We start from the raw sequence: 22,187 nt of genomic DNA, 5'->3' as shown, positions 1-22,187 counted from the left end.
TTGATGACCACTGGAACTACTGCTTCTGGAACTTTTTACTCATACATAAAAAAAGACCAAGAAATTCCAATTGTATTTGTTCATGGTGTAGGTTTAACCCACGAGATTTGGAAACCTCAATTAGATTTTTTTAATGATTATAGTACTCTTGCATATGATATTCTTGGTCATGGAAAATCATCTTTAGATAAGGAAATAATTTCATTTGATGACTTTTCTGATCAATTAATTGATTTAATTAACCACCTTAATATAAAAAAAATTCATTTGGTTGGTTTTTCAATAGGTTCTTTGATTGCGAGAAATTTTGCTATCAATCACAGTTCACATTTACAATCACTAACTCTTTTATGCTCAATATATAAAAGGACCGAAGAGCAACAAAAAATTGTAAATCAAAGATTTGAACAAGCAAAGAAAGATCTTAAATTGTCAAGACAAGCTCTTAAAAGATGGTTTACAGACAAGTATATTGAAAACCATCCAAGTATTTATGATAAAATTAGCTCTATTTTAGCAGCTAATAATATGGATCATTTTCTGAAAGTTTATGAGCTGTTTGTAAAACATCAAAATGATGAGGATTTTAATAAAATTCAAAATCACACTTTAGTTATGACTGGAGAATATGACATTGGCTCTACAGTTAAAATGTCTCAAGAATTGAATGCTTTAATACCAAAAAGCAAATTAAAAATAATCAAGGATGGAAAACATCTTTGTGGTATTGAGTGTGCCGATGATGTAAATTCATCTCTAAACAATTTTATCAAAGAAAATGAGTAAAATTAAAAAATATCAAATGTATATTGATGGACAGTGGGTCGATGCTGAAAACAATAAAACATTTGAAACTTTAAACCCTGAAAATAATGAACCTTGGGCAATTGTTCCAGAAGCAAGTGCTAAAGACACTGATAAAGCGGTTAAAGCTGCGCAAAAAGCTTTTGAAGGTGAATGGCCTAAATTACTTCCAAAGGAAAGAGCAAAATTTTTAAGAGCTATTGGGGACCAGTTAAGAGAAAATGCAGAAATGCTTGGGGAAATAGAAACAATAGATACAGGAAAATTGTTTAGAGAAACAAAAAAACAAGCAATCTATATTGCAGAATACTATGATTACTACGCAGGTTTAGCTGATAAAGTTGAAGGTACAGTTTTGCCAATTGATAAACCAAATATTCAAGCAATAACCACTAGAATACCGATAGGTGTGGTGGCAGCCATTATCCCTTGGAACTCTCAAATGTTTTTAACTGCTACTAAATTAGCTCCAGCACTTGCAATGGGAAATACTGTTGTAATTAAATCATCAGAACTAGCGCCTGCGGTATTATTTGAATTTGCCAAATTAATTGAAAAAACTGGGATACCCAAAGGAGTAGTAAATATCATAACTGGATTTGGAGATCCATGTGGAAAAACTTTAACAACTCATGATTTAGTTGAAAAAATTGCTTTCACAGGTGGACCAGAAACCGCAAGACATATAGTTAAAAATTCAGCAGAAAATCTTTCTGAAGTGAGTTTAGAACTTGGAGGAAAAAGTCCAGTGGCTGTTTTTGATGATGCCGAGCAAGAAAATGCAATTAATGGAATTACAGCAGGAATTTTTGGAGCAAGTGGTCAAAGTTGTATAGCTGGTTCAAGACTTTATATTCAAAAAGGTATCTATGACGAATTTTTAAACAAACTTTCTGAAAGAGCTTCTAAAATCAAAATAGGAGCACCTATGGATCCTGAAACTGAAATGGGCCCATTGAGTAATTTTAAACAATTAGAAACAATAGAAAAAAATATTAAAGAAACTATTGATCAAGGTGGAAAAATTAAATGTGGTGGTGAGAGACATTCTTTTTCAAATAAAGGTTATTACTTTCCACCAACTATAATTGAATGTGATAATCATAATTTACCTGTTGCAGAAAATGAATTATTTGGACCTGTTTTATCAGTAATGAAATTTGATACTGAAGAAGAGGTTATCTCAAAAATGAATGACAATCAATATGGATTATCTTCTGGAGTATATACCAGCAATTTATCTAGAGGTATGAGAGTATCAAAAGCAATTAGAGCTGGAATAACATTTGTTAATACTTACAGATTAATTTCCCCGTCGGCTCCATTTGGAGGTATCAAGGATAGTGGATACGGTAAAGAGGCAGGAATTGACTCAATTAAAGATTACACAAGAGTAAAAACAACTTGGTTCTACACATCGGATGAACCATCTTTAGACCCATTCTCTATTAGATAATACTTTAAAATAAGCCAATTTTGTCATTGAATATTCAGATTATTCATACTTAAATTAGATTTTATAAATTGTTAACAATAAAGAGGAAGATAATGAGAAAACTATTTATCGCTGCATTTATGTTTGTATCAAGCTTTGGTTCAAACGTTATGGCAGACGGACATTCGATCAAAATGGGAATCATTTTAGGATTTACAGGTCCTATTGAATCTCTTACTCCAGCTATGGCTGCATCTGCAGAGCTTGCATTTAAAGAAGCTTCAGATTCAGGTTCATTACTTGGTGGAAAAAAAATTGAAGCAATGAGAGCAGACTCAACTTGTGTTGACTCAGCAGCAGCAACAGCAGCAGCTGAAGGTTTAATTTCAGGTGGTGTAGTTGCAATTATGGGAGCTGACTGTTCAGGTGTAACAGGTGCTATTGCAACAAATGTTGCTGTACCAAACGGTGTAGTAATGATTTCACCTTCAGCAACTTCTCCAGGATTAACTACTCTAGATGATAATGGATATTTCTTTAGAACTGCTCCTTCAGATGCTAGAGGTGGTCAAATCTTAGCTGACATTACTAAAGACAGAAAAGTAAAAAGTGTTGCAATTACTTATACTAACAATGACTATGGAAAAGGTTTAGCTGATGTTTATAAAGCAGCAGTTGAAGCTCATGGTATTAAAGTTACAACTGTAACTGCTCATGAAGATGGTAAAGCAGATTACTCATCAGAAGTAGCAACTCTTGCTTCTGCTGGTGGTGATGCTGTAGCAGTTATTGGTTATCTTGACCAAGGAGGAAAAGGAATTATTCAGGCTTCTTTAGACTCTGGTGCATTTGATACTTTCATTTTATCAGATGGTATGATTGGTCAATCATTAGTTGATGCATTTGGTAAAGACTTGAGCAAATCATTTGGATCTCTTCCAGGTTCTACTGGCAAAGGTGCTGGTGTATTTGCAGAAGTTGCAAAAGCTGGTGGTATAGATTCATCTGGTCCTTACACTGGAGAATCTTACGATGCAGCTGCTTTAATCGTTCTTGCAATGCAAGCGGGTAATTCTGCTGACAGAGCATCTATTGCAAAAAATGTAATGGATGTTGCTAACGCTCCTGGTACTAAAATCTACCCAGGTGAATTAAAGAAAGGTTTAGACTTACTAGCAAAAGGTAAAAAGATAAATTACGAAGGTGCTACTGGAGTATCTTTTACTGAAGTTGGTGAAGCTGAAGGTTCTTTCTTAGAGCAAGAAGTTAAAGGCGGAAAATTCAAAACTAAAAAACAAAGATAATTTAAATCTTATTTTAAAAAGCCCTGGTAAATTAGTTTGCTAGGGCTTTTTTTATATCTGCTCTCAAAATTACAAATAAAATAATTATCAAAAAAGGAATACACATAAAATTTACTATTTTCCAACTCAACAATGAAATTAAAATTCCTGCTGATAAACTTCCAATTGCTGTAGCAGAAAAAACTATTAGATCATTAAATCCTTGGGCTTTAAATTTTTCTTGCTCATTGTAGGTGGTAACTAACAAGCTAGTTCCTGAGATATATAGAAAATTCCATCCTATACCTAAAAATATCAATGAAGCAAAGTAATTTATAAAAGTTGGTTCAAATAAGCTTAATGATATTGTCAAAGCATAAAAAAAAACTCCCATGTACATTATATTTGAAAAACCAAATCTCTTTATTAGGTTACCCGTGAACAATGATGGAAGAAACATTCCAAGTACGTGAAATTGGATAACCAGTCCAACTTTGTCTACACTTAATTTATGGACATAATGCATACTAATTGGAGTAGCTGTCATTAAAAATGCCATAACCACATAACCAAAAGTAGCAGCTACCATTGCTTGTAAAAATTTTGGATCAGAAACAAATTCTTTGTAAGTCCTTACATTGGAATATGTTGAATTATTTTTATTAGTAATTTTTGAATTTTTATAAAAACTTAAAAAAATTGCAGGCATGATAGTAAGACATGCTAATGCGATATACGATCCAACATAAACATGATCACTAATTAAATCTTTTGATTTATTTGCTAAAGTAATTCCTATAAATGCAGAGACAATTCCTGCTAACAAAAGCATAGAAACTGCCTTGGGTGCTTTATCTTTTTCAACTGTTTCAGCTGCTGCAAATCTATACTGATGAATGAAAGCCATTCCAGTACCAAGTAAAAAACAAGAAAATGAAAATATTATGAAGCTATTAATAAAGATTGAGTAAGCAGCAAGTAAACAAGCTAAAGAGCTACCTATAGATGCCAAAACAAAACCTAAACGTCTGCCAATAATTGACATAACTTTTGCAGCAAAAATTGTAGAGATTGCTATACCAACTACATAAATTGAGGGAGGAAAAGTAGCTAGTGATTTAATAGTTGAAAGCTGACTTCCGATTATTCCACTTAAAAAAACTGTTACATTGGCTGCTGTGAAACCAAAAACCTGACTTGAAATAAGTAGCGAAAGATTTCTGTTCATTAAAACATATACTTATCAGCCATATACATAGCCCAAGCAATTGCAGCACCTAAAATAATATATTTCATGTTTAATTATTTTATTTCTATTTTTTCTGGAAGTATACCTTTAGGTCGGTATCTCATAATGAATAACAAACCTAGACCCATCAATAAAAATCTAAAATAAGGAACACTTTCAATAAGATGAGCTTTGATAGCATTTGTTTCGGGAATGCCTGCAGTAAAGAAGTTGATTAAAAACATTGAAATTGGTGCTGCTTCAATCCATAAAAACCATACAACAAAGCCACCTAAAATTGCACCAAAGTTGTTTCCACTTCCTCCAACTATGACCATTACCCAAATCAAAAATGTATATCTCATTGGTCTATAACTTCCTGGTGTAAATAATCCATCCTGAGTTACTAGCATTGCTCCTGCAATTCCAACAATTGCTGAACCTAAAATAAATATTAGCAAATGTTGTTTCACAACATTTTTACCCATAGCATTTGCTGCTTCTTCATTATCTCTTATTGCTCTCATCATTCTTCCCCATGGAGAATAAAGAGCTTTCTGAGTAAGAATTAAAAGTACTATAACAACAACTAAAAACAAACCTGAGTAGCATAGTTTAACAAATATTGAAGAACCTTCGATTACAAATTGATTTAATGCTGCTTGTCTTTCGGATAAATCAGTAATTAGATCTAACTTACTAGATTTAAACTTTTCTACTAAATTTATAAACCAATCTGTGGTCTGTAGATCAACTTCGTATGGAGCAGGTCTCTTTAAGCCGATTACATTTTTAACACCTCTGGTTAACCAGTCTTCATGTTTAATTATTGCTATTACAATTTCTGAAATCAATAGTGTCGCAATTGCTAGATAATCAGCTCTTAAACCTAAAGCAACTTTTCCAACTATAAAGGCTAAACCTCCAGCAAATAATGCACCTACGATCCAGGAGAAAATGATAGGTAAACCAAACCCACCGAGAAAACCAGTAGTTGCAGGATTTACAGCTTCAATTTTTTCAATACCTGGTTCCGCTGTAACTCTGATAATTATGATAGCTGCAATAATTAGAGTTGCAATACTGTAAGTTCTTAATTTTGATTTTTCAAAATTTTTCAAAATAAATCTGATAACTAAAACCATTACAATGATGAGCCATAAGCACATTAAAATATCAAATCCACCAGTTCTCCATGCTTCTTGAACTGGATCAACTGAAATTATTACTGCAGCAAGCCCCCCTAAAGCAGTGTATCCCATTATTCCAAAATTAATTAAACCAGCATAACCCCATTGTATGTTTGCACCCATGGTCATGACTGCTGAAATTAAGCAAAGATTAAATATTGATAATGCAATATTCCATGATTGAAAAATTCCAACTAATAGAATTAGAACCATCATGATACTATATGCTGCAATAACGTTTAGATTTTTTCTCACAATACTTTCCCTTTAAATATCCCTGATGGTCTATAAAGTAATACGATCACCAAGATTGAAAATGAAACTGCAAATTTGTAATCGGTCGAAAGTAATTGAACTAAGCCTTCTGGCTCCATACTTTCAGGTAATATGTACATAAAAAATTTCTTATATGCATATGTTAACAAAATTTCTGAAAAAGCAATCACATAGCCACCCAAGAACGCACCGAAAGGATTTCCAATTCCTCCAACGATTGCTGCAGCAAAAATAGGAAGCATATTATTAAAGTAAGTGAAAGGTTTAAAACTTTTATCTAAACCATACAAAGCTCCTCCAATAGTGGCTAAAATTCCTGCAATTACCCAAGTTACCAATACTATTTTCTTAGGATCTATTCCTGAAAGCAAAGCAAGATCTTCGTTATCAGAGTAAGCTCTCATGCTTTTTCCTGTTTTAGTTTTATTTAAAAACCAGAACAATAAAGAGACTAAAACTATTGTAACAAAAATAGTAATGACCTGAGTAGATTTAAGGGCAAGTCCTTCGTTTAAACCTGTCATTTCTTTAAATTCTCTAGCCTTGATAATGAATTTTTCTCCATCAAAAAACCTTCTATCTCCTGGACCTATTATAATTCTAACAACTGCTTGAGTTACAAACATCACACCGATACTAACCATAGCAAACTGAACTGGTGGACTTTTTTGAGTTCTGTAATACTTAAAAACAAATTTATCGATTGTAAGCATGTATAAAATCATAAAAAAAATACCAAATGGAAGCGCAATTAAAGCTGTAGGCAGAACTCCAAGAGAAATACCTAAAGATTGAAAATACCAAGTGAATAAAATTGTCATCATGGTTCCAAATGACATCATGTCTCCAGTTGCAAAATTAGCAAATCTCAGAATTCCATAAATTAGAGTAACAAAAATTGCACCCAAGGCTAATTGAGAACCATAAGTAAGTCCTGGAATAAAAATATAATTTAGTAAAAGAATTATTGCATTAATAAGATCCATACTATCCTCCTAAGAAAGAGCTTCTTACTCTTGGATCGTTCAATAATTCTTTGCCAGTCCCTGAATAACGATTTTCTCCAGTAACCAATACATAGCCTCTATCAGAAATATTTAATGCTTGTTTAGCATTTTGCTCTACCATTAAAATAGCAACATTAGTTCTTTTAACTTTAACGATATGATCAAACAATTCATCCATAACAATTGGTGATACGCCTGCGGTAGGTTCATCAAGCATTAACACTGTTGGTTTAATCATTAACGCTCTTCCAAGTGCAACTTGTTGTCTTTGACCACCAGATAATTCACCTACCATTTGGTTTCTTTTTTCTCTAAGGATCGGAAATAGTTCGTAAATTTCCTCAATAATATTTTTTATCTCAGAGTTTACTAAAAAGGCCCCCATTTCTAAATTTTCCTCAACTGTCATTCCTGCAAAAACATTTTTGGTTTGAGGAACAAATGAAATTCCTTGTTTAACTCGATCTTGTGGAGAAAGTTTTGAAATATCTTTACCATCAATTTTAACCGATCCAGATTTTAAATTTAATAAGCCTAACATTGCTTTCATAGCTGTAGATTTTCCAGCACCATTAGGTCCTAGGATAGAAACAATTTCTCCTTTGTTTACTTCGACAGAACAAGAATTAATTATATCTGGTCCATTTCCATAACCACCAGTCATCTCTATTCCCTCAAAATATGCCATTAAACTTCATCCTTTAATTTTGATCCTCTGCCAAGATAACTTTCTATTACCTTTTCATCTTTTTTAGCTTCCTCAACAGAACCCTCAAATAAAACTGACCCTTCAGCCATAACAATTACAGGATCACATAATCTCCCTATAAAATCCATATCATGCTCAATCATACAAAAAGTATAACCTTTTTCTTTATTTAGCTTTTCGATTGCAGTGCCGAGATCTTTTAACAAAGTTCTATTTACTCCTGCTCCCACTTCATCCAATAACACTAATTTTGCATCAACCATCATGGTTCTTCCAAGTTCTAACAATTTTTTTTGTCCTCCAGAAAGATTACCTGCAAGCTCATTTGACAGATGTCCTAAATTTAAAAATTCAACTACTTCTTTTGCTTTTTCTTTAACTTCTGCTTCCTCTTTTGCAACTAACCCTGGCTTAAATAATGCTGTCATTAGCTTTTCACCTGATTGATTTCCTGGAACCATCATTAAGTTTTCTAGAACAGACAAATTTGAAAACTCATGTGCTATTTGAAAAGTTCTAAGCAATCCTTTTGAGAACAATTCATAAGATGGAACATCTGTGATATTTTCTTCATCAAATGTTACACTCCCACCTGAAGATTTTAAATTTCCAGCAATTAAATTAAATAAAGTTGTTTTACCAGATCCATTTGGACCAATTATACCCGTTATAGTTCCTCTTTTAACTTTAATAGAACAATCAGAAACTGCAGCAAGTCCTCCAAAATACTTTGATAAATTATTTATCTCTAAAATATTTTCAGACATTTATTTATCTAATCTTTTGTAAATACTATTTAAAGTTTTCTCTAATGATTTATAAAAACCAGCTTTTGTCAATTCATTGACACCCTGCTCGTTTAATCCCTTAGGTGTTTGTGATTCTTTAACTAACTCTCTTAAGTTTTCTTTAGAATGTATAACAGCATCTTCTGATAAAGCTAAAAACAAAGAAGTTATATATTTTTGAGCATTATTTCTTTTTACCCCTTTTTTAATTAACCAATCAGACATTAATCTTTGCATTTCATAAAAAGGTGCCATCATTCCAGAAGTAGACCAAAAGTTTATTGAAGATTTTTCATTTTTAATTTCTACAGTAGTTCCTAAATGATTAAAAAAAGCTTTTACTTTTGAATTTGGTGGACATATTGGAACTGGTCCTTTCTTTAATGATATTGGTGGCAAAGGAATTGCTCTCACTATTTTTGCTTTTACTTTAATGGCTTTTTTTAACTGTGATAGAGTAATTGTAGATATAAAGCTAACAATTGTTTGACTAGACTTAAATTTTAAATCTTTAATTATCTTCTCTCCCACCGTAGGTGTAATAGATAAAAATACCCAATTAGATTGATCAACAATTTGTTGATTATCTTTAGCAATAACTATTTTTTTGAACTTTTTTTTTAAACTTTTGGCAATCTGTTTATTCCTTGGAGAAATTATTATTTTTTTATATTTAAGGCTGGATTTACATATTCCAGTTATTACTGAAGATGCAATTTTACCCGTACCAATAAAACCTAAAATCATAATATTTTGGTTACTTTATATTGATTATATTGAATTAATTAACAAAAAAAGATCCTCTAATTCTCAACAATTCTCTGCTTAATTCTTTATTTTCTTTGAAAGGTTTTCTTCCATGAAGCCAAAAATAATTATTTGCAATTATAGAGCAACCAACCGGTAACTTTGTAATTACTTTATTTTCACTTCCTTCCAGAGCGTCAGATAATCTCTGTAAAAAATTGCCTTGTTCCATGTTTTTTGGTTCAGGAAATTGGTCAATATATGAAATATGTGGTCTTCCTTTATCATCTGAAGAAAAAACGGGATGCTCAACTTTATAATCTACATTTTTACTCTTAGGTGAGCTCCAAAAAAAATCTTGTTTACCTACAGGATCATTTGATAGTTCTTTGCAATGTTCCCAATCATCTAAATGCAACATCGCGGTCTCTCCACCCTCTACGTTTTCTTCTTCTAACTTTGTCATAATTAACCAGTCTGTAATTTCTTTAACATAAGTTCCATCTGTATGAAGATCCATATTACGGTAAGCTTTTCTTAAATAAGAGTCACTCGCGTCTTCATGTTTAACATGAAAACGAGCATAGTATTTTCCTGCCATTGAATCATGGTTAGGATTTCCAATTAAATAGGCAATAGCTGTTGATAATTTTACTAAGAATTTATCATTAATTTTTGGTGAAATATTTTTTGGTCCAATTATAAAACAACCAGTTGAACGATCTCTAATTATTGAGTTCATTAGTTTACTAAGTTTATTTTCTGTTAAATCATCTAAACTTTTTGCTATTGTAAACCTTGTAAAAGGCTTTAGTTCTAAAGCTGTTAAGTCGAATTTATTAAATGGAAAAACTAATTTCTTAATAATCTCATCAGTAATTTTAATATTCAAAATTCTTTTTGATTTATCATGTTCTTGAATTTCTAAACCAGGTATTTTTTCCATAAGAAACCTTAGGTTAAGTTTTTTAATAAATCAATTTTATTTAGAAATAATTAACTAATATTGCCATACTTATGGCAGAGAAAATTGTGGGATAAACATAATTTTTTTTAGAAATAAAAAAAACAGTTAAGGATAGTACAACAACAACAAATCTTACTAAGTAGCTTGAGTCATCCATTACACCAACTGGAAAAATTATTGTTCTTGCAATTAGGGCTGCCAAAGTTGCATAAGCTAAACAATTAAACCATTTAAACATCTTAGAAGTTTCTTTTATACCTTCTGAGCTTATTGCTCCAAGAAATCTGGATAAAAAAGTTGCAAGGGATGTCACCAAAATTGCTAAAACGATACTAGTTGACATTTTTTTCTCCTATTAAGTAAGCAATAGTGCCGCCAACTACTCCACCTAATAAAATAGACCATTCAGGTGAAAAAAAATAAAAAACAGGCCCCAAAATAATTCCAAGTAAAACTGATAAAGTTACTTGTCTTGTTTTTGACGCTCCTACCATCATGCATAAAAAATATACAGGATTTAAAATAGCTAAACCCATCATCATTTCTTTGTTTAAATATTCTGAAAAATAAAAACCTATTAAAGTCCCAATTACAGCAACACTCCAAGTAGCGCATCCAATCCCTATCCAATAATCAATTCTATATTTTTCTGGAATAGTCTTATAATTACTCTTCATAATCAACCAAGCTGATACAGCTATGAAATGGCATGAAAAATAATATTTCCACTTTGGTTGATCTTCATGCATCATTAATGGAAACAAAGAAACAGCCATTGGATATAAACGAGCATTAACAAACCAAACTGCTAAAAAAATATTTAACAAAGAAGCGCCAACCAATAAAGACTCTGCCATAACTAGAGATCCTGGCAATGCATAAGTCAGCATGGTAGAAAAAATGCTTTCTTGAATATTGAAGCCAAGATTTTTTAAAAGAGCTCCTATAGCAATAAAACAACAACCTAAAGCTATTGCTGGGCTATCGTGAGCTAGTATTGATTTATAGCCTTTAAAAAAGAAATCTTTATTTATCATTAACCACCAAGGAATAGTCTACCAACATCAGGGTTTTGCAATAACTCATCCCCTTTGCCAGCAATTGCAGTTTGTCCAGATACTAATACATATCCAATGTCTGCAAATTCTAGTCCTTTTTTGGCATTTTGTTCAACTAATATAATAGTTTTCTTTTCATTTTGTTGAAGATCTCTCAAAATTTCAAAAACCATGTCAATATATCTTGGTTCTAAACCAATTGAAGGTTCATCAACTAATAGAACGGATGGTTTCATAACTAAAGCTCTAGAGATTTCTAACAATCTTCTTTCACCACCTGATAAAACTTTAGCAGGCTGATTTCTTCTATTTCTTAATCTCTCGTATTTTTCTAAAATTCTTTCAGCTTCTTCAAAAGACTCTTCGGTTTTATCTTTAATATATCCACCCATTAATAAGTTTTCTTCAACTGTCATATCTGGGAATACAGAATTGTCTTGTAAGATATATGCAATTCCAACTGATTTTAATTTTTCAGCTGGTGAAAGATTTGTAATTTCTTTTCCTTCTATTTCAATTTGACCCGAAAAGATGTTTGTAAATCCATAAATTGAGTGAAGAATTGTAGATTTACCAGCTCCGTTTGGTCCAATCAAACACAATGATTGTGCTTTGTTCACGAATAAATCAAAATTATGTAAAATTTCCATTTTACCATACCCAGCATTTAAATTTTTAATTGTCAGATGTATTTCATTTGGAGATAGTTTTTTTAAATCTTCTGGTGTTGGAGCTTTTCCTAAAACTTCATATTGATTTGACATTATTGGGCTCCTAGGTATGCATCGATAACACGCTTATCGTTTTTAATTTCATCTGGTGAACCATTTGCTAACATTTTACCGTGAGCTAAACAAAATATATTCTCCGCTAATTGCATTATCACTCTCATATTGTGTTCAATAACTAAAAGAGTGATACCAAAATCTTGATTTACTTTTATCAATCTATCAATAATTCCATTGATTAAAGTTGGATTTATTCCTGCTGTTGGTTCATCTAGTAAAAGCATTTCTGGTTCATTCATTAATGCCATAGCAAGTTCTAAAAGTTTTTGTTGTCCAAAAGATAAATCACCTGCTCTAAGTTTTCTCTTTTGATATAAACCAACAAAATTTAGTAAATTTTCTGCTTTTTCTGTAAGCTCTTGAGGTATTTTTGAAAACAGTTTTAATATATTTTCATCACTACCCTTATGGCTAATTAGCATATTATCAATGCAGTTCAGTTTTCCATATATTCTTGTTTGTTGAAATGTTCTTAATAAACCTAGCTTTGCTATTACGGGAACAGGAAGTTCAGAAACTTCTTTTCCATTAAATTTAATTGAACCCTGGTCTATTGGATAAGTGCCTACAATTGAATTAAATAAAGTTGTTTTTCCTGATCCATTTGGGCCAATTAATCCAACTATTTTACCTTTTTCAACTGACATGGAGATATCAACATTAGCTTTTACTCCTCCAAAAGATTTACTAACGTTATTAACTTCTAAAATACTCATTTTATCTCTACCTGAGCCTTTCGATCAGCCTCATCAACTACCTCTCCAAATCTGTGAGGATATTTTTCTCTTAACCATCCCATTAATCCCTCAGGGAAATAAATTACGATCACCACAATTAATACGCCCAAGGCTACATACTGCCAGCCTAGGAAGAATGTCCAAAATCCTTCTTTAAAAATATGGAATATTGTTGCACCGATAACTGGTCCCCAAAGAGTTCCTTTACCACCTAATATTGCCATTAAAACCATGAACACTCCCATTTCTCTTCCATCAAAAGCAACATCTGTTGAGTCGATATATCCAACTAGCCCACCCATTATCCCTCCTGCAAGACCACAGAAAAATGCAGAAATCATCCAACCAATAATTTTATATTTCATTGTTGCAATTCCCATAGCTTCAGCCTTGTCTTCATTGTCTCTGATTGCATTAAGGATTAACTTAAATCTAGTAGAGTAAATCGCTTTCACAGTTATAAATGTCAAAACTAAAACTATAAAACTTAAAAAGTAAAAGAATTCTCCTCTAGCTTCTAAGCCTCCTACATTAGGAAATGGTGGAGTTGTAAAACCTTGTCCTGCTCCAATAATTTCAATTCCTCCAGAAATTTCACCAGCAGCTACTCCTAATCCTAGAGTACAAATAGCAAAATAGTGGCCTCTCAATCCTAATATTGCATAACCAATTAAACCAGCAACAATAGTTGGAACCACTGCGGCAACAACAAGTCCCATTGCCATACCTTGGAAAAATTGGGTAGGAGTATGTACAAATGTTTTTTCACCACCACTTTCTGTCCACTCTGCTAATGGAAAAAACATTCCAACTTGAACTGAAGCACACAAATACATACCCAGTCCATAGAACAAAATATTTCCAAATGTGTTGTATCCCATCTCCCCTCCTTGGATATTCCAAGTAGTTGCAAGAACAATTAGAATGCAAAGAATTGATAATTGTACTTTAAATGCTGGAAATATAAATGGTGCTGCTAAACCAAATATTAAAATTCCTATATAAAGTATTAAATTATTTTTGTTCATATAGACTATTAATTTTTTCTCTGAAATTTTGATCTACTGTAAAATAATAACCATCTTCATCATGTACACTTGAGCCTGATGAATGATATTCATCTAAGTGTTTTTTAAATTTATCTATGTCAACTTCAACTGTTTGACCTTGATTATCATTGATTTTAACTTTTCTCATTTTAAGTACTCTCTCTTTCTTGAAAGTTTAAATCTTCGATAAACTAAAATTAAGACTAGTAATAAAAATACTGATCCAATTCTAAATTCTGTTCCTAAAATATAATCTGCAAATTCCTCAAAAACTCCTAATCCCATACCTGACATTGCAACACCTGGTAAATTTCCTAAACCAGCAACAATTACAATCATAAAAGATCTAATCGTATAAGGTAATCCCATATAAGGGTGAATAGTGAATGTTATAGAGATTAAAGCTCCAGCTACACCACATAAAGCAGCATTAATTCCAAAAGTTGCTGCGTATACTTTTTCAGTATCTACACCTAAAATTTTTGCAGCACGTGCATTTTGAGCAGTTGCTCTAATTGCTCGTCCAAGCTTAGATTTTTTCATATAAATCACTAAGCAAACTGCAAATAAAATACTGATAAATGCTGAAAATATTTTTGAATTAGGAAGAACAACATTATTATCAAACAACATTGTTGTACCATAATGTGAATTTGCAAGTACAACATCTGCACCAAATGCAAAGTTCATTAATTGCATGAATAAAATACTTATTCCAAATGTAGCTAAAATTGAGATAAATAAATCTCTATCGACTACTTTATTTATAACCAGTTTATAAATCGCAATACCTACGAAATACATTATAATTGGAGCAACAATTACTCCCCATGCTGGATGAATACCGTAAAGATACATAAAGTACGCAATGTATCCTCCTAATATAACAAGATCTCCTTGAGCAATATTAATTATATTCATAACACCCCATTGAAGTGCCATTCCATAAGCAATTAATGCGAACAATACTCCTAAAAGAATACCATCCAAGCAAGCTTGAACAGTTATCATTGGGTATTGAAATACAAGAAAATCCATAAAATCTTTTTTGGTTTATATAAAAAAAAGCCCCCTATTACCAGGGGGCTCAATTTTTAATTATTATCTTTCAGACCACTTAGGCATTGGGTGAATTAATTTAGCAGATGCCCATTTTAATGGAGCAACAACTTTGTTTTCACACTTACCAGCATCATCACACATTACTTGGAAAAGTACCATTGGCTTATCAACGTTCTGACCGCCAGGTGCAAATTTAATATTTCCATAGAATGTTTGCATATTAGTATCTGCAAGAGCATCTCTTACTTTCTTTTGATCAAAAGAATTGGCTCTTTCAAATGCATCTTTGAACACCAATAACGCAGCTGAAGACTCAGCAGATTGGTATGGTGGATCATATCCAAACTCTTTCTCAAAGTCTGCAGCATAAGTCATTCCATCTTTAAAGAAATCATCTTTATAAGTTAGAGATTTATGCCATTGAGAAGCACATAGTGCATACTGAGAATTAGCACCATGTTGTTTTGATAATTTCGCTGCATCACAGTGAGTCATAGCCAACATCGGAACATCAACCTTCATTTCAGCAATTTGTCTTACTGCAGTCAATGCACCTTTAGTATGACCTGATACAACCAAAACATCTGGCTTCATTTGTTTAACTTTAACCAAAGTTGCAGCCATATCATTTAACTCTTTAGGCAGTTTGTCATCGATGATGATTTTAGATCCAGTTCTTTCTGCAGCATCTAAAATACCTAATCTAACATCTTGTGAAAAAGCATCTTGTTCAAATGCTTGAGCAATTCTTACTGGTTTTCCACCATTTAGCTCAACTGCTGTTTCAATTGCTACATCAAGATATAAGTTTGCCGGAGCTAATACTGCAAATAGATATTTGTAACCTTTGGTAAACAAAGATCTAGAAGCACCATTCGCCTCTACCATTGGAACACCATATTTTTCAGTTACAGGTGCAATAGCTTTTGTAAGACCTGAACTGTATGGGCCAAGCATAAATTCAACACCATCTTGTGAAATTAATCTTTCTGCAAGCTGTGCAGCTCTCTTAGGGTTTGATTCATCATCGTAATAGATAATGTCAAACTTATAAGTTTTTCCACCAACTTTTACACCACCCATGCTATTAATTCTGTCAACGGCCATGTTATAACCATTTTGAGTATGAACACCATTTGATGAGTACTTACCAGTTAAGGAAATTGCAGCACCTAAAATAATTTTGTCACCAACTACCTTTGCAAAAGATGCAATAGAAGTTGAAAATAAAATTACTAATGCAGAAACAAAACTTAAAATTATTTTATTTAACTTCATTTTATTTCCCCTTTAATTAATTAATAATCAATTAAATAAACAATTTTCACACAATGCAAGTGGGAATAAAGACCTAGTATGAGTTTAATACTGTTGTGTAATAACAATAATTCCAGCAATAATGACTAAAACACTCGCTGAAATTGTATTAATAGTTTTCGGATTTGCAGTAATCCATTTAATCAATTTTTGTGCAAGTATTGCATAACCAATCAAGGATAAAAAATCTAATACAATGTAAGTTGTAATTAAAATTGTAAATTGAGCTAAAAGATTGGAACTAAAATCAATAAATTGTGGAAATATAAAAGGAAAAAACATCCAAGCTTTAGGACTGGTTCCTGCAACTAAAAATCCATCTCTAAAAAAAGATAAATTACTTTTTGAGACTTCTTCCTTATCTTTTAAATTTTTTGGACGAGACTTATAAATATCATAAGCAAGATATAAAATGTAAAGAACTCCAATCCATTTAAAAATATTAAGAATTAATGAATTTTCTGAAAAAAAAGAACCTATTACAAAAATTACCAAAGTAGCTTGAATTAAATTTGCAGTAACATCTCCAAGCGCTGACCAAACACATTTCCCAACACCATAATTCATTGAGTAAGAAATTATAACTATTCTAGGAGTGCCGGGAGTAATGAATAAAAAAATGATAATCTGTAAATAAAGTATGAATTCTAAAGGAAGCATATTTTTAGAGAAGATAGTCCTTAAAAACCGGGAGCTAAAGATGGCTAAGAAGGACTATCTAAATCATAATATCAGAGGGTAAAAAAAATGCATTAAATTTTTTTTTCAAATATAAAGGATTTATGAAAAAAAAAGGCTACACCCCAGTAACTAAAGTTAAAAATCCTGAACCCAGTATTGATGACCCAGACTGGGTAATTTGGGCGGCATGGGCAGACAGAATTACTTTTGAGGAAATTGAGAAAAAAACGGGGAAGCGAGAATCTGATGTAATTAAAATTATGAGAAGATCTTTAAAACCATCATCATTTAGATTGTGGAGAAAAAGAGTAAATCAAAAAAGTATCAAACATAGAAAAAAATTTGAATATTCTAGAAAAGAAATCACTAGTAAAATTAAAAAAGGTGACTATCTATAAGTTATGAAAAAAATTACCATGTATACTGGCCCCCTATGTAACTATTGTGAGGCTGCAAAAAGATTATTAACAAGAAACAATGCTCCATATAATGAAATTGATATTTCAAAAGTTGAAGGTGCAATGGATGAAATGATTAAAAAAGCAAATGGAAAAAGAACAATTCCACAAATTTTTTTTGATGAGCAGCATATAGGTGGCTATGATGAAGTAAGGGCCCTAGAAAAAGAAAATAAACTTCAAGATTTGTTAAAAAATTAAAATTATTTTTAAGCTTTTGGTTTAAAAACTAAACAGACACCATTATTGCAATATCTTTTTCCAGTTGGCTCTGGACCATCATCGAATATATGTCCATGGTGACCACCACATTTTTTACAATGATACTCTGTTCTTCCATAACCTAAATGATAATCTGTTTTTGTTTCAAAAACATCTGGTAAAGATTCATAAAAAGATGGCCAACCAGATCCACTTTCATATTTAGTATTTGAGTCAAATAACTTCTCACCACAATTTGCACAATGAAAACTTCCTTCTCTTTTTTCATGATTAAGTTCACTTGATCCAGCAAGTTCTGTGCCTTCCTCAAATAAAATTAATTTCTGTTCAGCGGTTAGGTTGGGGTTAATTTTTTTTGTCATATTCAAATATACTTAGCACAAGTTTGATGCAACAAAGAGTGCAATTCCACTAATTTTTCAAAATCTTTATTGTATCCTCCTCCTAAAACTCCACAAAAAGGTATTCTTTTTGAATAAAAATTTTCTACAACAAGCTCATCTCTCAACTTTACACCTTGATCAGAAATATTTAATTTTCCTAATCGATCATTAAAATGAATATCTACTCCTGCGATATAAAATACAAAATCAAAATTTTCTTGATTTAACTCTGTTAAATAGTGCTTTAAAGTTTTGATGTAAGTATCATCTTCTGTGTTGTCTTCTAACTCTACATCTAAATCACTAATAGATTTTTTTGCAGGATAATTAGTTTTTGAATGCATGCTAAATGTAAAAACGTTTCTATTTTCTTTAAAAATATCTGAATTGCCATTTCCTTGATGAACATCAAGATCTACAATTAAAATTCTATTGGCCAGACCCCTGTTAAGCAAATAATGAGCTGCAACTGCTACATCATTAAATACACAGTAACCAGCACCACCATTGTAATTTGCGTGGTGACTCCCTCCAGCCGTATTACAAGAAATTCCATAATTAATTGAAAGTTTTGATGCCAACACAGTACCCCCTGTTGCAACCAAAGATCTCTTAACAACACTATCTACCAAAGGAAAACCTATTTTTTTAACACCATCTTTATCTAAAGTTTTATTTTTGATATCATTTATATATTTTTCAGAGTGAGCAAACTTTAATGTTTCAGATGAGCATGGATAAGGTTTGTGAAACTTTTTGACTAAATTTTTTTTAATTAAATAATTTGCAAGTTCACTAAATTTATTTATTGGAAATTTATGATCATCTCCAATTTTTGCAAAATAATCTTCGTGATTTACAACTGGTAACTCCATGGTTACTCTAAAACTCTAATTGGCTTTCCATTAACACAAGCCTCTAATCCCTCAATCATTTGATTGTAAAAAATACTGTAATTTTCTGCTGTTACATATCCTATATGTGGAGTTAACAAAGCGTTAGGTAAAAATCTTAATTTATTATTTTCAGGCAAAGGTTCTTTTTCATAAACATCGATTCCAGCTCCAGCAATTACATTAGTTGATAATGCTATAATTAAATCATCTTCATTAACTATTGGACCTCTCGAAGTATTAATTAAAAAAGCTGTCTTCTTCATATTGTCTAACTCTTTTAATGTTATGCAATCTTTATATCTCTCTCCACCTTGCACATGAATAGATAAAACATCTGAGTTCTTAATCAAATCATCTTTGCTACATGGCAAGACATCTAGCTCTTTGCATTTATCTAAACTTAAATTTTCACTCCAAGCCATAACTTGCATTCCAAAAGCTTTTCCAATTTTTGCAACTTCACTTCCTACTCTTCCCAATCCAATTAATCCTAATATTTTTCCTTTTAGCTCAACACCAATAGTAGTTTGCCAGTATCCTTGATACATATTATCAAACTCTTCTTTAAAATTTCTAGCTAAGCCAAGAATTAATGCCCAAGTTAGTTCAGGAGTAGGATTGATATTAATATCTGTCCCACAAACTATAATTTTTCTTTTTTTAGCAGCTTCTAGGTCTATAGATCTATTTCTTAATCCACTCGTGATAACAAATTTTAAATCACTTAAATTATCAATTAGATTTTTTGTAATTGGGGTTCTTTCCCTCATTATCAAAAGAGCCTCAAAATCAGCTAATTGATCAATAGCATCTGCCTCATCTACGAAAGGTTCACTGAAAATTTTAAATTCATATTTTCCAGATAATTTTTCTAAATCAACAAATTGTTGAGCAACATTTTGGTAATCATCTAATATAGCTACTTTAAGCATTTTTAATTTTTTTGTTTGATAAAAATAGACCTAATATAATTAAAATAGACCCAATTAAATGAAAAAATAAAAATTTTTCATTAAAAAGTATGATTGCAAAAATTGTACTGAATAAAGGAATTAATGATAAAAAAATTCCTGCCCGATTGGCTCCAATAATCGCCACAGCACCTGCCCAACAATAGTAAGAGCCAATACTTGGAAACAAAGCAATATAAAATAAAATATAAAAAAAGTTACTATTTATCTCTACAACTTTATCTTGAATTATATCGATAAAAAATAAAGGCAAAAGAAATATTAGGCCAAACGTGCATATGATTTGTACAAGGGCAAGTAAAGAAACATCAAAATTTCTTTTTCTTAAATATGCTGAATAAACTCCCCATGCAATTATCGCACCTATCATAAATAAATCTCCTTTATTAAAATTTAAAGAAAGCAAAATATTAAGATCCAATCGTGTGATAATAGCTAAAATACCTAATACAGAAATAAACAGGCCTGATAATTGAAAAATATTTGTTTTTTCAATTTTTAACAAAAAACAAACTAAAATTATTGTAACTGGTATTGCAGTATTAAAAAGAGATGCATTGATTACCTGGGTATGATTTAAAGCATTATAAGTAAATGAAGTAAATATACAAACACTGGTAAAACCAAGGATAAAAAATAAATATAAATTTTCTTTAATTTTATACTTTAATTTAAATATTTCCTGATACGTAAAGGGAAATAAAATTATCCATACAAGACACCATCTTAAAAATGAAAGAGTATTTGGTGGTATGTTTTGCAAGTATGCAAACTTCGCAATTGTAAAATTGCCTGCCCAAAATAATGTTGCACAAACCAACATTAAATATGCTTTGGCGTTCTGACCCACTTAACTAAATCTTAACGAACTGTAAGGTTTTAAATCTAAGTTTGTATTTTCGTTCGCAATCATTCCTGAAACAATCTTTCCAGAAATTGGGCCTAAAGTCCATCCTAAATGATGATGTCCAAAACAATAATAAACATTTTTATAATTTTTTGATGGCCCCATGACAGGTAAAAAGTCTGGTAAAGTTGGTCTAAATCCTAACCACTCATCCTCATGCTCGGGTAAATCACCAAGCATATATTTTGCATTATTAATTAAATTTTTAACTCTAGATTTTGACAAAGGATTTTCTAATCCACCAAATTCAACTGTACCCACTACTCTTAATCCTTGTTCCATTGGTGTAATTCCAAAACCACGGTTTGAAAATATTACTGGTCGGCTTAATAAATGATCACAGTTTTTAAAATGAACATGATATCCTCTTTCAGTATCTAGAGGAATTTGTTCATCTAAATTGTCAGTCAATTTTTTAGAAAAAGCGCCACAAGCAATTACTGCTTTATCAAAAACATAACTTTGTGTTTCAGTTTTAAAAATAGGTTTTTCATCATCAAATTTTATATCTTTAATATTTACTTTGTTAAACTTTCCACCTTTTTGTAAAAATAGATCAAATAATTTTAAAAGGATTCTTTTTGGATTTCGAGCATGTCTTGCATAAGGATAGTAAACTCCAGCATGATAGAAAGGTTTAATATGGGGTTCTAAATCATGAATTTCAGCTTTATTAACTAGTTGCTGCTTTACTCCCAATTCATCTCTAACTCTAATTTCTAATTCCCTACTTTTTAAATCTTGATCATTCCAGATATAAAGTATTCCTTTGTTTTCCACTAATCCTTCAAGATCTATTTCATCAAATAATTCATCATACGCCGGTAGAGCTAAATCTAAAATTTGATGCATATTTTTTGCTGTGTGCATCATCTTAGTTTTTGTGGTGTTCATGATAAATTTCATGAACCATGGAATCATTTTTGGAACATAATTCCATTTTAAAGCTAGAGGACCTGTTGAACTTAATAACATAGCCGGAACATCCGCTAAGACATCAGTTCTATTTAAAGAAAGTGAAGCATAAGGCGAGAAATGTCCTGCATTTCCATACGAGGCTGCTTGGCTTCCAGGATTATCTCTATCAAATATTGTTACATTAAATCCCTTTTTTTGAAGGAACAATGCATTTGAAACACCTTGGATACCTGCACCAACTATTCCAACCTTAATGTTCTTATTCATAAAGACGTTATACAATTAAAAAATTAAAGTTTCATAGTG

Annotated in this window: 26 protein-coding genes; 5 read left to right on the top strand and 21 right to left on the bottom strand. The window is 31.5% G+C overall.

Going from position 1 to position 22,187, the window contains the following annotated elements; translation table 11 throughout:
- The first annotated feature begins 3 nt into the window (after positions 1-3).
- From ACTTBI_RS00740 to ACTTBI_RS00730, 3 genes are all read left to right on the top strand, one after another.
- Complete coding sequence (locus ACTTBI_RS00740) at positions 4-786, top strand: alpha/beta fold hydrolase (protein ID WP_440652198.1); 783 nt, start codon at positions 4-6, stop codon at positions 784-786.
- Positions 779-2,260 carry an aldehyde dehydrogenase gene (locus ACTTBI_RS00735; protein ID WP_440652197.1) on the top strand — a complete coding sequence of 494 codons (1,482 nt, stop codon included), beginning with the start codon at positions 779-781 and terminating at the stop codon, positions 2,258-2,260. The genes ACTTBI_RS00740 and ACTTBI_RS00735 overlap by 8 nt, the downstream gene beginning before the upstream one ends.
- 92 nt (positions 2,261-2,352) lie before the next feature.
- Complete coding sequence (locus ACTTBI_RS00730; RefSeq protein WP_440652196.1) at positions 2,353-3,543, top strand: ABC transporter substrate-binding protein; 1,191 nt, start codon at positions 2,353-2,355, stop codon at positions 3,541-3,543.
- A gap of 31 nt (positions 3,544-3,574) precedes the next feature.
- Here the strand turns inward: ACTTBI_RS00730 and ACTTBI_RS00725 are convergent, their stop codons facing one another.
- The 16 genes from ACTTBI_RS00725 to ACTTBI_RS00650 all read right to left on the bottom strand — a co-directional run bounded on the left by ACTTBI_RS00725 (position 3,575) and on the right by ACTTBI_RS00650 (position 17,105).
- The gene (locus ACTTBI_RS00725) at positions 3,575-4,750 is read right to left on the bottom strand and encodes an MFS transporter (RefSeq protein ID WP_440652195.1); all 1,176 of its coding nucleotides are present in this window, start codon (positions 4,748-4,750) and stop codon (positions 3,575-3,577) included.
- A gap of 74 nt (positions 4,751-4,824) precedes the next feature.
- Positions 4,825-6,156 (bottom strand): branched-chain amino acid ABC transporter permease, encoded by a 1,332-nt coding sequence (locus ACTTBI_RS00720; RefSeq protein ID WP_440652759.1) that lies wholly within the window; start codon positions 6,154-6,156, stop codon positions 4,825-4,827.
- 35 nt (positions 6,157-6,191) lie between these two features.
- On the bottom strand, positions 6,192-7,202 hold the full coding sequence (locus tag ACTTBI_RS00715) for a branched-chain amino acid ABC transporter permease (RefSeq protein ID WP_440652194.1): 1,011 nt from the start codon (positions 7,200-7,202) through the stop codon (positions 6,192-6,194).
- A gap of 1 nt (position 7,203) precedes the next feature.
- Positions 7,204-7,911 carry an ABC transporter ATP-binding protein gene (locus ACTTBI_RS00710; protein WP_262590337.1) on the bottom strand — a complete coding sequence of 236 codons (708 nt, stop codon included), beginning with the start codon at positions 7,909-7,911 and terminating at the stop codon, positions 7,204-7,206.
- Positions 7,911-8,699, bottom strand: coding sequence for an ABC transporter ATP-binding protein (locus ACTTBI_RS00705; RefSeq protein WP_262590336.1), 789 nt, complete (start codon positions 8,697-8,699; stop codon positions 7,911-7,913). Before ACTTBI_RS00705 ends, ACTTBI_RS00710 begins: the two co-directional genes overlap by 1 nt.
- Positions 8,700-9,467: a pyrroline-5-carboxylate reductase gene (locus ACTTBI_RS00700; protein WP_440652193.1), complete on the bottom strand. Its 768-nt coding sequence runs from the start codon at positions 9,465-9,467 to the stop codon at positions 8,700-8,702. It lies immediately after the preceding gene.
- Positions 9,468-9,501: 34 nt separating this feature from the next.
- Positions 9,502-10,413 carry a glutarate dioxygenase GlaH gene (gene glaH / locus ACTTBI_RS00695; RefSeq protein WP_440652192.1) on the bottom strand — a complete coding sequence of 304 codons (912 nt, stop codon included), beginning with the start codon at positions 10,411-10,413 and terminating at the stop codon, positions 9,502-9,504.
- Between the two features lie 40 nt (positions 10,414-10,453).
- Positions 10,454-10,777 carry an AzlD domain-containing protein gene (locus ACTTBI_RS00690; protein ID WP_440652191.1) on the bottom strand — a complete coding sequence of 108 codons (324 nt, stop codon included), beginning with the start codon at positions 10,775-10,777 and terminating at the stop codon, positions 10,454-10,456.
- On the bottom strand, positions 10,767-11,471 hold the full coding sequence (locus ACTTBI_RS00685) for an AzlC family ABC transporter permease (RefSeq protein ID WP_440652190.1): 705 nt from the start codon (positions 11,469-11,471) through the stop codon (positions 10,767-10,769). Before ACTTBI_RS00685 ends, ACTTBI_RS00690 begins: the two co-directional genes overlap by 11 nt.
- Positions 11,471-12,256 (bottom strand): ABC transporter ATP-binding protein, encoded by a 786-nt coding sequence (locus tag ACTTBI_RS00680; RefSeq protein ID WP_440652189.1) that lies wholly within the window; start codon positions 12,254-12,256, stop codon positions 11,471-11,473. The genes ACTTBI_RS00685 and ACTTBI_RS00680 overlap by 1 nt, the downstream gene beginning before the upstream one ends.
- Entirely contained in the window at positions 12,256-12,996 is a 741-nt protein-coding gene (locus tag ACTTBI_RS00675; protein WP_023854239.1) for an ABC transporter ATP-binding protein, read from the bottom strand. The genes ACTTBI_RS00680 and ACTTBI_RS00675 overlap by 1 nt, the downstream gene beginning before the upstream one ends.
- Entirely contained in the window at positions 12,993-14,045 is a 1,053-nt protein-coding gene (locus tag ACTTBI_RS00670) for a branched-chain amino acid ABC transporter permease (protein ID WP_075506244.1), read from the bottom strand. The genes ACTTBI_RS00675 and ACTTBI_RS00670 overlap by 4 nt, the downstream gene beginning before the upstream one ends.
- Positions 14,032-14,214 (bottom strand): hypothetical protein, encoded by a 183-nt coding sequence (locus ACTTBI_RS00665; protein WP_440652188.1) that lies wholly within the window; start codon positions 14,212-14,214, stop codon positions 14,032-14,034. The genes ACTTBI_RS00670 and ACTTBI_RS00665 overlap by 14 nt, the downstream gene beginning before the upstream one ends.
- Positions 14,211-15,104 carry a branched-chain amino acid ABC transporter permease gene (locus ACTTBI_RS00660; protein ID WP_075506246.1) on the bottom strand — a complete coding sequence of 298 codons (894 nt, stop codon included), beginning with the start codon at positions 15,102-15,104 and terminating at the stop codon, positions 14,211-14,213. Before ACTTBI_RS00660 ends, ACTTBI_RS00665 begins: the two co-directional genes overlap by 4 nt.
- A 63-nt stretch (positions 15,105-15,167) precedes the next feature.
- Positions 15,168-16,406: an amino acid ABC transporter substrate-binding protein gene (locus ACTTBI_RS00655; protein WP_440652187.1), complete on the bottom strand. Its 1,239-nt coding sequence runs from the start codon at positions 16,404-16,406 to the stop codon at positions 15,168-15,170.
- Positions 16,407-16,490: 84 nt separating this feature from the next.
- Complete coding sequence (locus tag ACTTBI_RS00650; protein ID WP_440652186.1) at positions 16,491-17,105, bottom strand: LysE family translocator; 615 nt, start codon at positions 17,103-17,105, stop codon at positions 16,491-16,493.
- A 122-nt stretch (positions 17,106-17,227) separates the two neighbouring features.
- Here ACTTBI_RS00650 and ACTTBI_RS00645 point away from each other — a divergent pair, with 122 nt between their 5' ends.
- Positions 17,228-17,524 carry a TIGR03643 family protein gene (locus ACTTBI_RS00645; RefSeq protein ID WP_075506249.1) on the top strand — a complete coding sequence of 99 codons (297 nt, stop codon included), beginning with the start codon at positions 17,228-17,230 and terminating at the stop codon, positions 17,522-17,524.
- 3 nt (positions 17,525-17,527) lie between these two features.
- Positions 17,528-17,785: a glutaredoxin 3 gene (gene grxC / locus ACTTBI_RS00640; protein ID WP_075506250.1), complete on the top strand. Its 258-nt coding sequence runs from the start codon at positions 17,528-17,530 to the stop codon at positions 17,783-17,785.
- A gap of 8 nt (positions 17,786-17,793) precedes the next feature.
- Here the strand turns inward: grxC and msrB are convergent, their stop codons facing one another.
- The 5 genes from msrB to ACTTBI_RS00615 are packed head-to-tail and all read right to left on the bottom strand — an operon-like array spanning position 17,794 to position 22,148.
- Complete coding sequence (gene msrB, locus ACTTBI_RS00635) at positions 17,794-18,168, bottom strand: peptide-methionine (R)-S-oxide reductase MsrB (protein ID WP_075506251.1); 375 nt, start codon at positions 18,166-18,168, stop codon at positions 17,794-17,796.
- A gap of 2 nt (positions 18,169-18,170) precedes the next feature.
- Positions 18,171-19,064 (bottom strand): histone deacetylase family protein, encoded by an 894-nt coding sequence (locus tag ACTTBI_RS00630; RefSeq protein WP_440652185.1) that lies wholly within the window; start codon positions 19,062-19,064, stop codon positions 18,171-18,173.
- Positions 19,065-19,066: 2 nt separating this feature from the next.
- Positions 19,067-20,017, bottom strand: coding sequence for a D-2-hydroxyacid dehydrogenase family protein (locus ACTTBI_RS00625; protein ID WP_262590328.1), 951 nt, complete (start codon positions 20,015-20,017; stop codon positions 19,067-19,069).
- The gene (locus ACTTBI_RS00620; protein ID WP_440652184.1) at positions 20,010-20,906 is read right to left on the bottom strand and encodes a DMT family transporter; all 897 of its coding nucleotides are present in this window, start codon (positions 20,904-20,906) and stop codon (positions 20,010-20,012) included. The genes ACTTBI_RS00625 and ACTTBI_RS00620 overlap by 8 nt, the downstream gene beginning before the upstream one ends.
- Complete coding sequence (locus tag ACTTBI_RS00615; RefSeq protein WP_262590326.1) at positions 20,907-22,148, bottom strand: NAD(P)/FAD-dependent oxidoreductase; 1,242 nt, start codon at positions 22,146-22,148, stop codon at positions 20,907-20,909.
- Positions 22,149-22,187: the final 39 nt, after the last annotated feature.

Origin of the sequence: Candidatus Pelagibacter sp. HIMB1542 (assembly GCF_052047835.1) — a bacterium.
In the GTDB taxonomy this organism is placed as follows: Bacteria; Pseudomonadota; Alphaproteobacteria; order Pelagibacterales; family Pelagibacteraceae; genus Pelagibacter.
This window is presented reverse-complemented; position numbering and strand designations above follow the sequence as displayed.

Excerpts from the sequence above, each read along its gene's own strand:
- ACTTBI_RS00730 (WP_440652196.1), top strand. The coding sequence starts at position 2,353 with ATGAGAAAACTATTTATCGCTGCATTTATGTTTGTATCAAGCTTTGGT.
- ACTTBI_RS00740 (WP_440652198.1), top strand. The coding sequence starts at position 4 with ATGACCACTGGAACTACTGCTTCTGGAACTTTTTACTCATACATAAAA.
- grxC (WP_075506250.1), top strand. The coding sequence starts at position 17,528 with ATGAAAAAAATTACCATGTATACTGGCCCCCTATGTAACTATTGTGAG.
- ACTTBI_RS00655 (WP_440652187.1), bottom strand. The coding sequence starts at position 16,406 with ATGAAGTTAAATAAAATAATTTTAAGTTTTGTTTCTGCATTAGTAATT.
- ACTTBI_RS00670 (WP_075506244.1), bottom strand. The coding sequence starts at position 14,045 with ATGAACAAAAATAATTTAATACTTTATATAGGAATTTTAATATTTGGT.
- ACTTBI_RS00660 (WP_075506246.1), bottom strand. The coding sequence starts at position 15,104 with ATGGATTTTCTTGTATTTCAATACCCAATGATAACTGTTCAAGCTTGC.
- ACTTBI_RS00725 (WP_440652195.1), bottom strand. The coding sequence starts at position 4,750 with ATGAACAGAAATCTTTCGCTACTTATTTCAAGTCAGGTTTTTGGTTTC.
- ACTTBI_RS00680 (WP_440652189.1), bottom strand. The coding sequence starts at position 12,256 with ATGTCAAATCAATATGAAGTTTTAGGAAAAGCTCCAACACCAGAAGAT.
- ACTTBI_RS00690 (WP_440652191.1), bottom strand. The coding sequence starts at position 10,777 with ATGTCAACTAGTATCGTTTTAGCAATTTTGGTGACATCCCTTGCAACT.
- ACTTBI_RS00645 (WP_075506249.1), top strand. The coding sequence starts at position 17,228 with ATGAAAAAAAAAGGCTACACCCCAGTAACTAAAGTTAAAAATCCTGAA.
- ACTTBI_RS00630 (WP_440652185.1), bottom strand. The coding sequence starts at position 19,064 with ATGGAGTTACCAGTTGTAAATCACGAAGATTATTTTGCAAAAATTGGA.
- ACTTBI_RS00700 (WP_440652193.1), bottom strand. The coding sequence starts at position 9,467 with ATGATTTTAGGTTTTATTGGTACGGGTAAAATTGCATCTTCAGTAATA.
- ACTTBI_RS00705 (WP_262590336.1), bottom strand. The coding sequence starts at position 8,699 with ATGTCTGAAAATATTTTAGAGATAAATAATTTATCAAAGTATTTTGGA.
- ACTTBI_RS00650 (WP_440652186.1), bottom strand. The coding sequence starts at position 17,105 with ATGCTTCCTTTAGAATTCATACTTTATTTACAGATTATCATTTTTTTA.
- msrB (WP_075506251.1), bottom strand. The coding sequence starts at position 18,168 with ATGACAAAAAAAATTAACCCCAACCTAACCGCTGAACAGAAATTAATT.
- ACTTBI_RS00625 (WP_262590328.1), bottom strand. The coding sequence starts at position 20,017 with ATGCTTAAAGTAGCTATATTAGATGATTACCAAAATGTTGCTCAACAA.
- ACTTBI_RS00685 (WP_440652190.1), bottom strand. The coding sequence starts at position 11,471 with ATGATAAATAAAGATTTCTTTTTTAAAGGCTATAAATCAATACTAGCT.
- ACTTBI_RS00665 (WP_440652188.1), bottom strand. The coding sequence starts at position 14,214 with ATGAGAAAAGTTAAAATCAATGATAATCAAGGTCAAACAGTTGAAGTT.
- ACTTBI_RS00675 (WP_023854239.1), bottom strand. The coding sequence starts at position 12,996 with ATGAGTATTTTAGAAGTTAATAACGTTAGTAAATCTTTTGGAGGAGTA.
- ACTTBI_RS00710 (WP_262590337.1), bottom strand. The coding sequence starts at position 7,911 with ATGGCATATTTTGAGGGAATAGAGATGACTGGTGGTTATGGAAATGGA.
- ACTTBI_RS00615 (WP_262590326.1), bottom strand. The coding sequence starts at position 22,148 with ATGAATAAGAACATTAAGGTTGGAATAGTTGGTGCAGGTATCCAAGGT.
- ACTTBI_RS00735 (WP_440652197.1), top strand. The coding sequence starts at position 779 with ATGAGTAAAATTAAAAAATATCAAATGTATATTGATGGACAGTGGGTC.
- ACTTBI_RS00715 (WP_440652194.1), bottom strand. The coding sequence starts at position 7,202 with ATGGATCTTATTAATGCAATAATTCTTTTACTAAATTATATTTTTATT.
- ACTTBI_RS00720 (WP_440652759.1), bottom strand. The coding sequence starts at position 6,156 with ATGATGGTTCTAATTCTATTAGTTGGAATTTTTCAATCATGGAATATT.
- glaH (WP_440652192.1), bottom strand. The coding sequence starts at position 10,413 with ATGGAAAAAATACCTGGTTTAGAAATTCAAGAACATGATAAATCAAAA.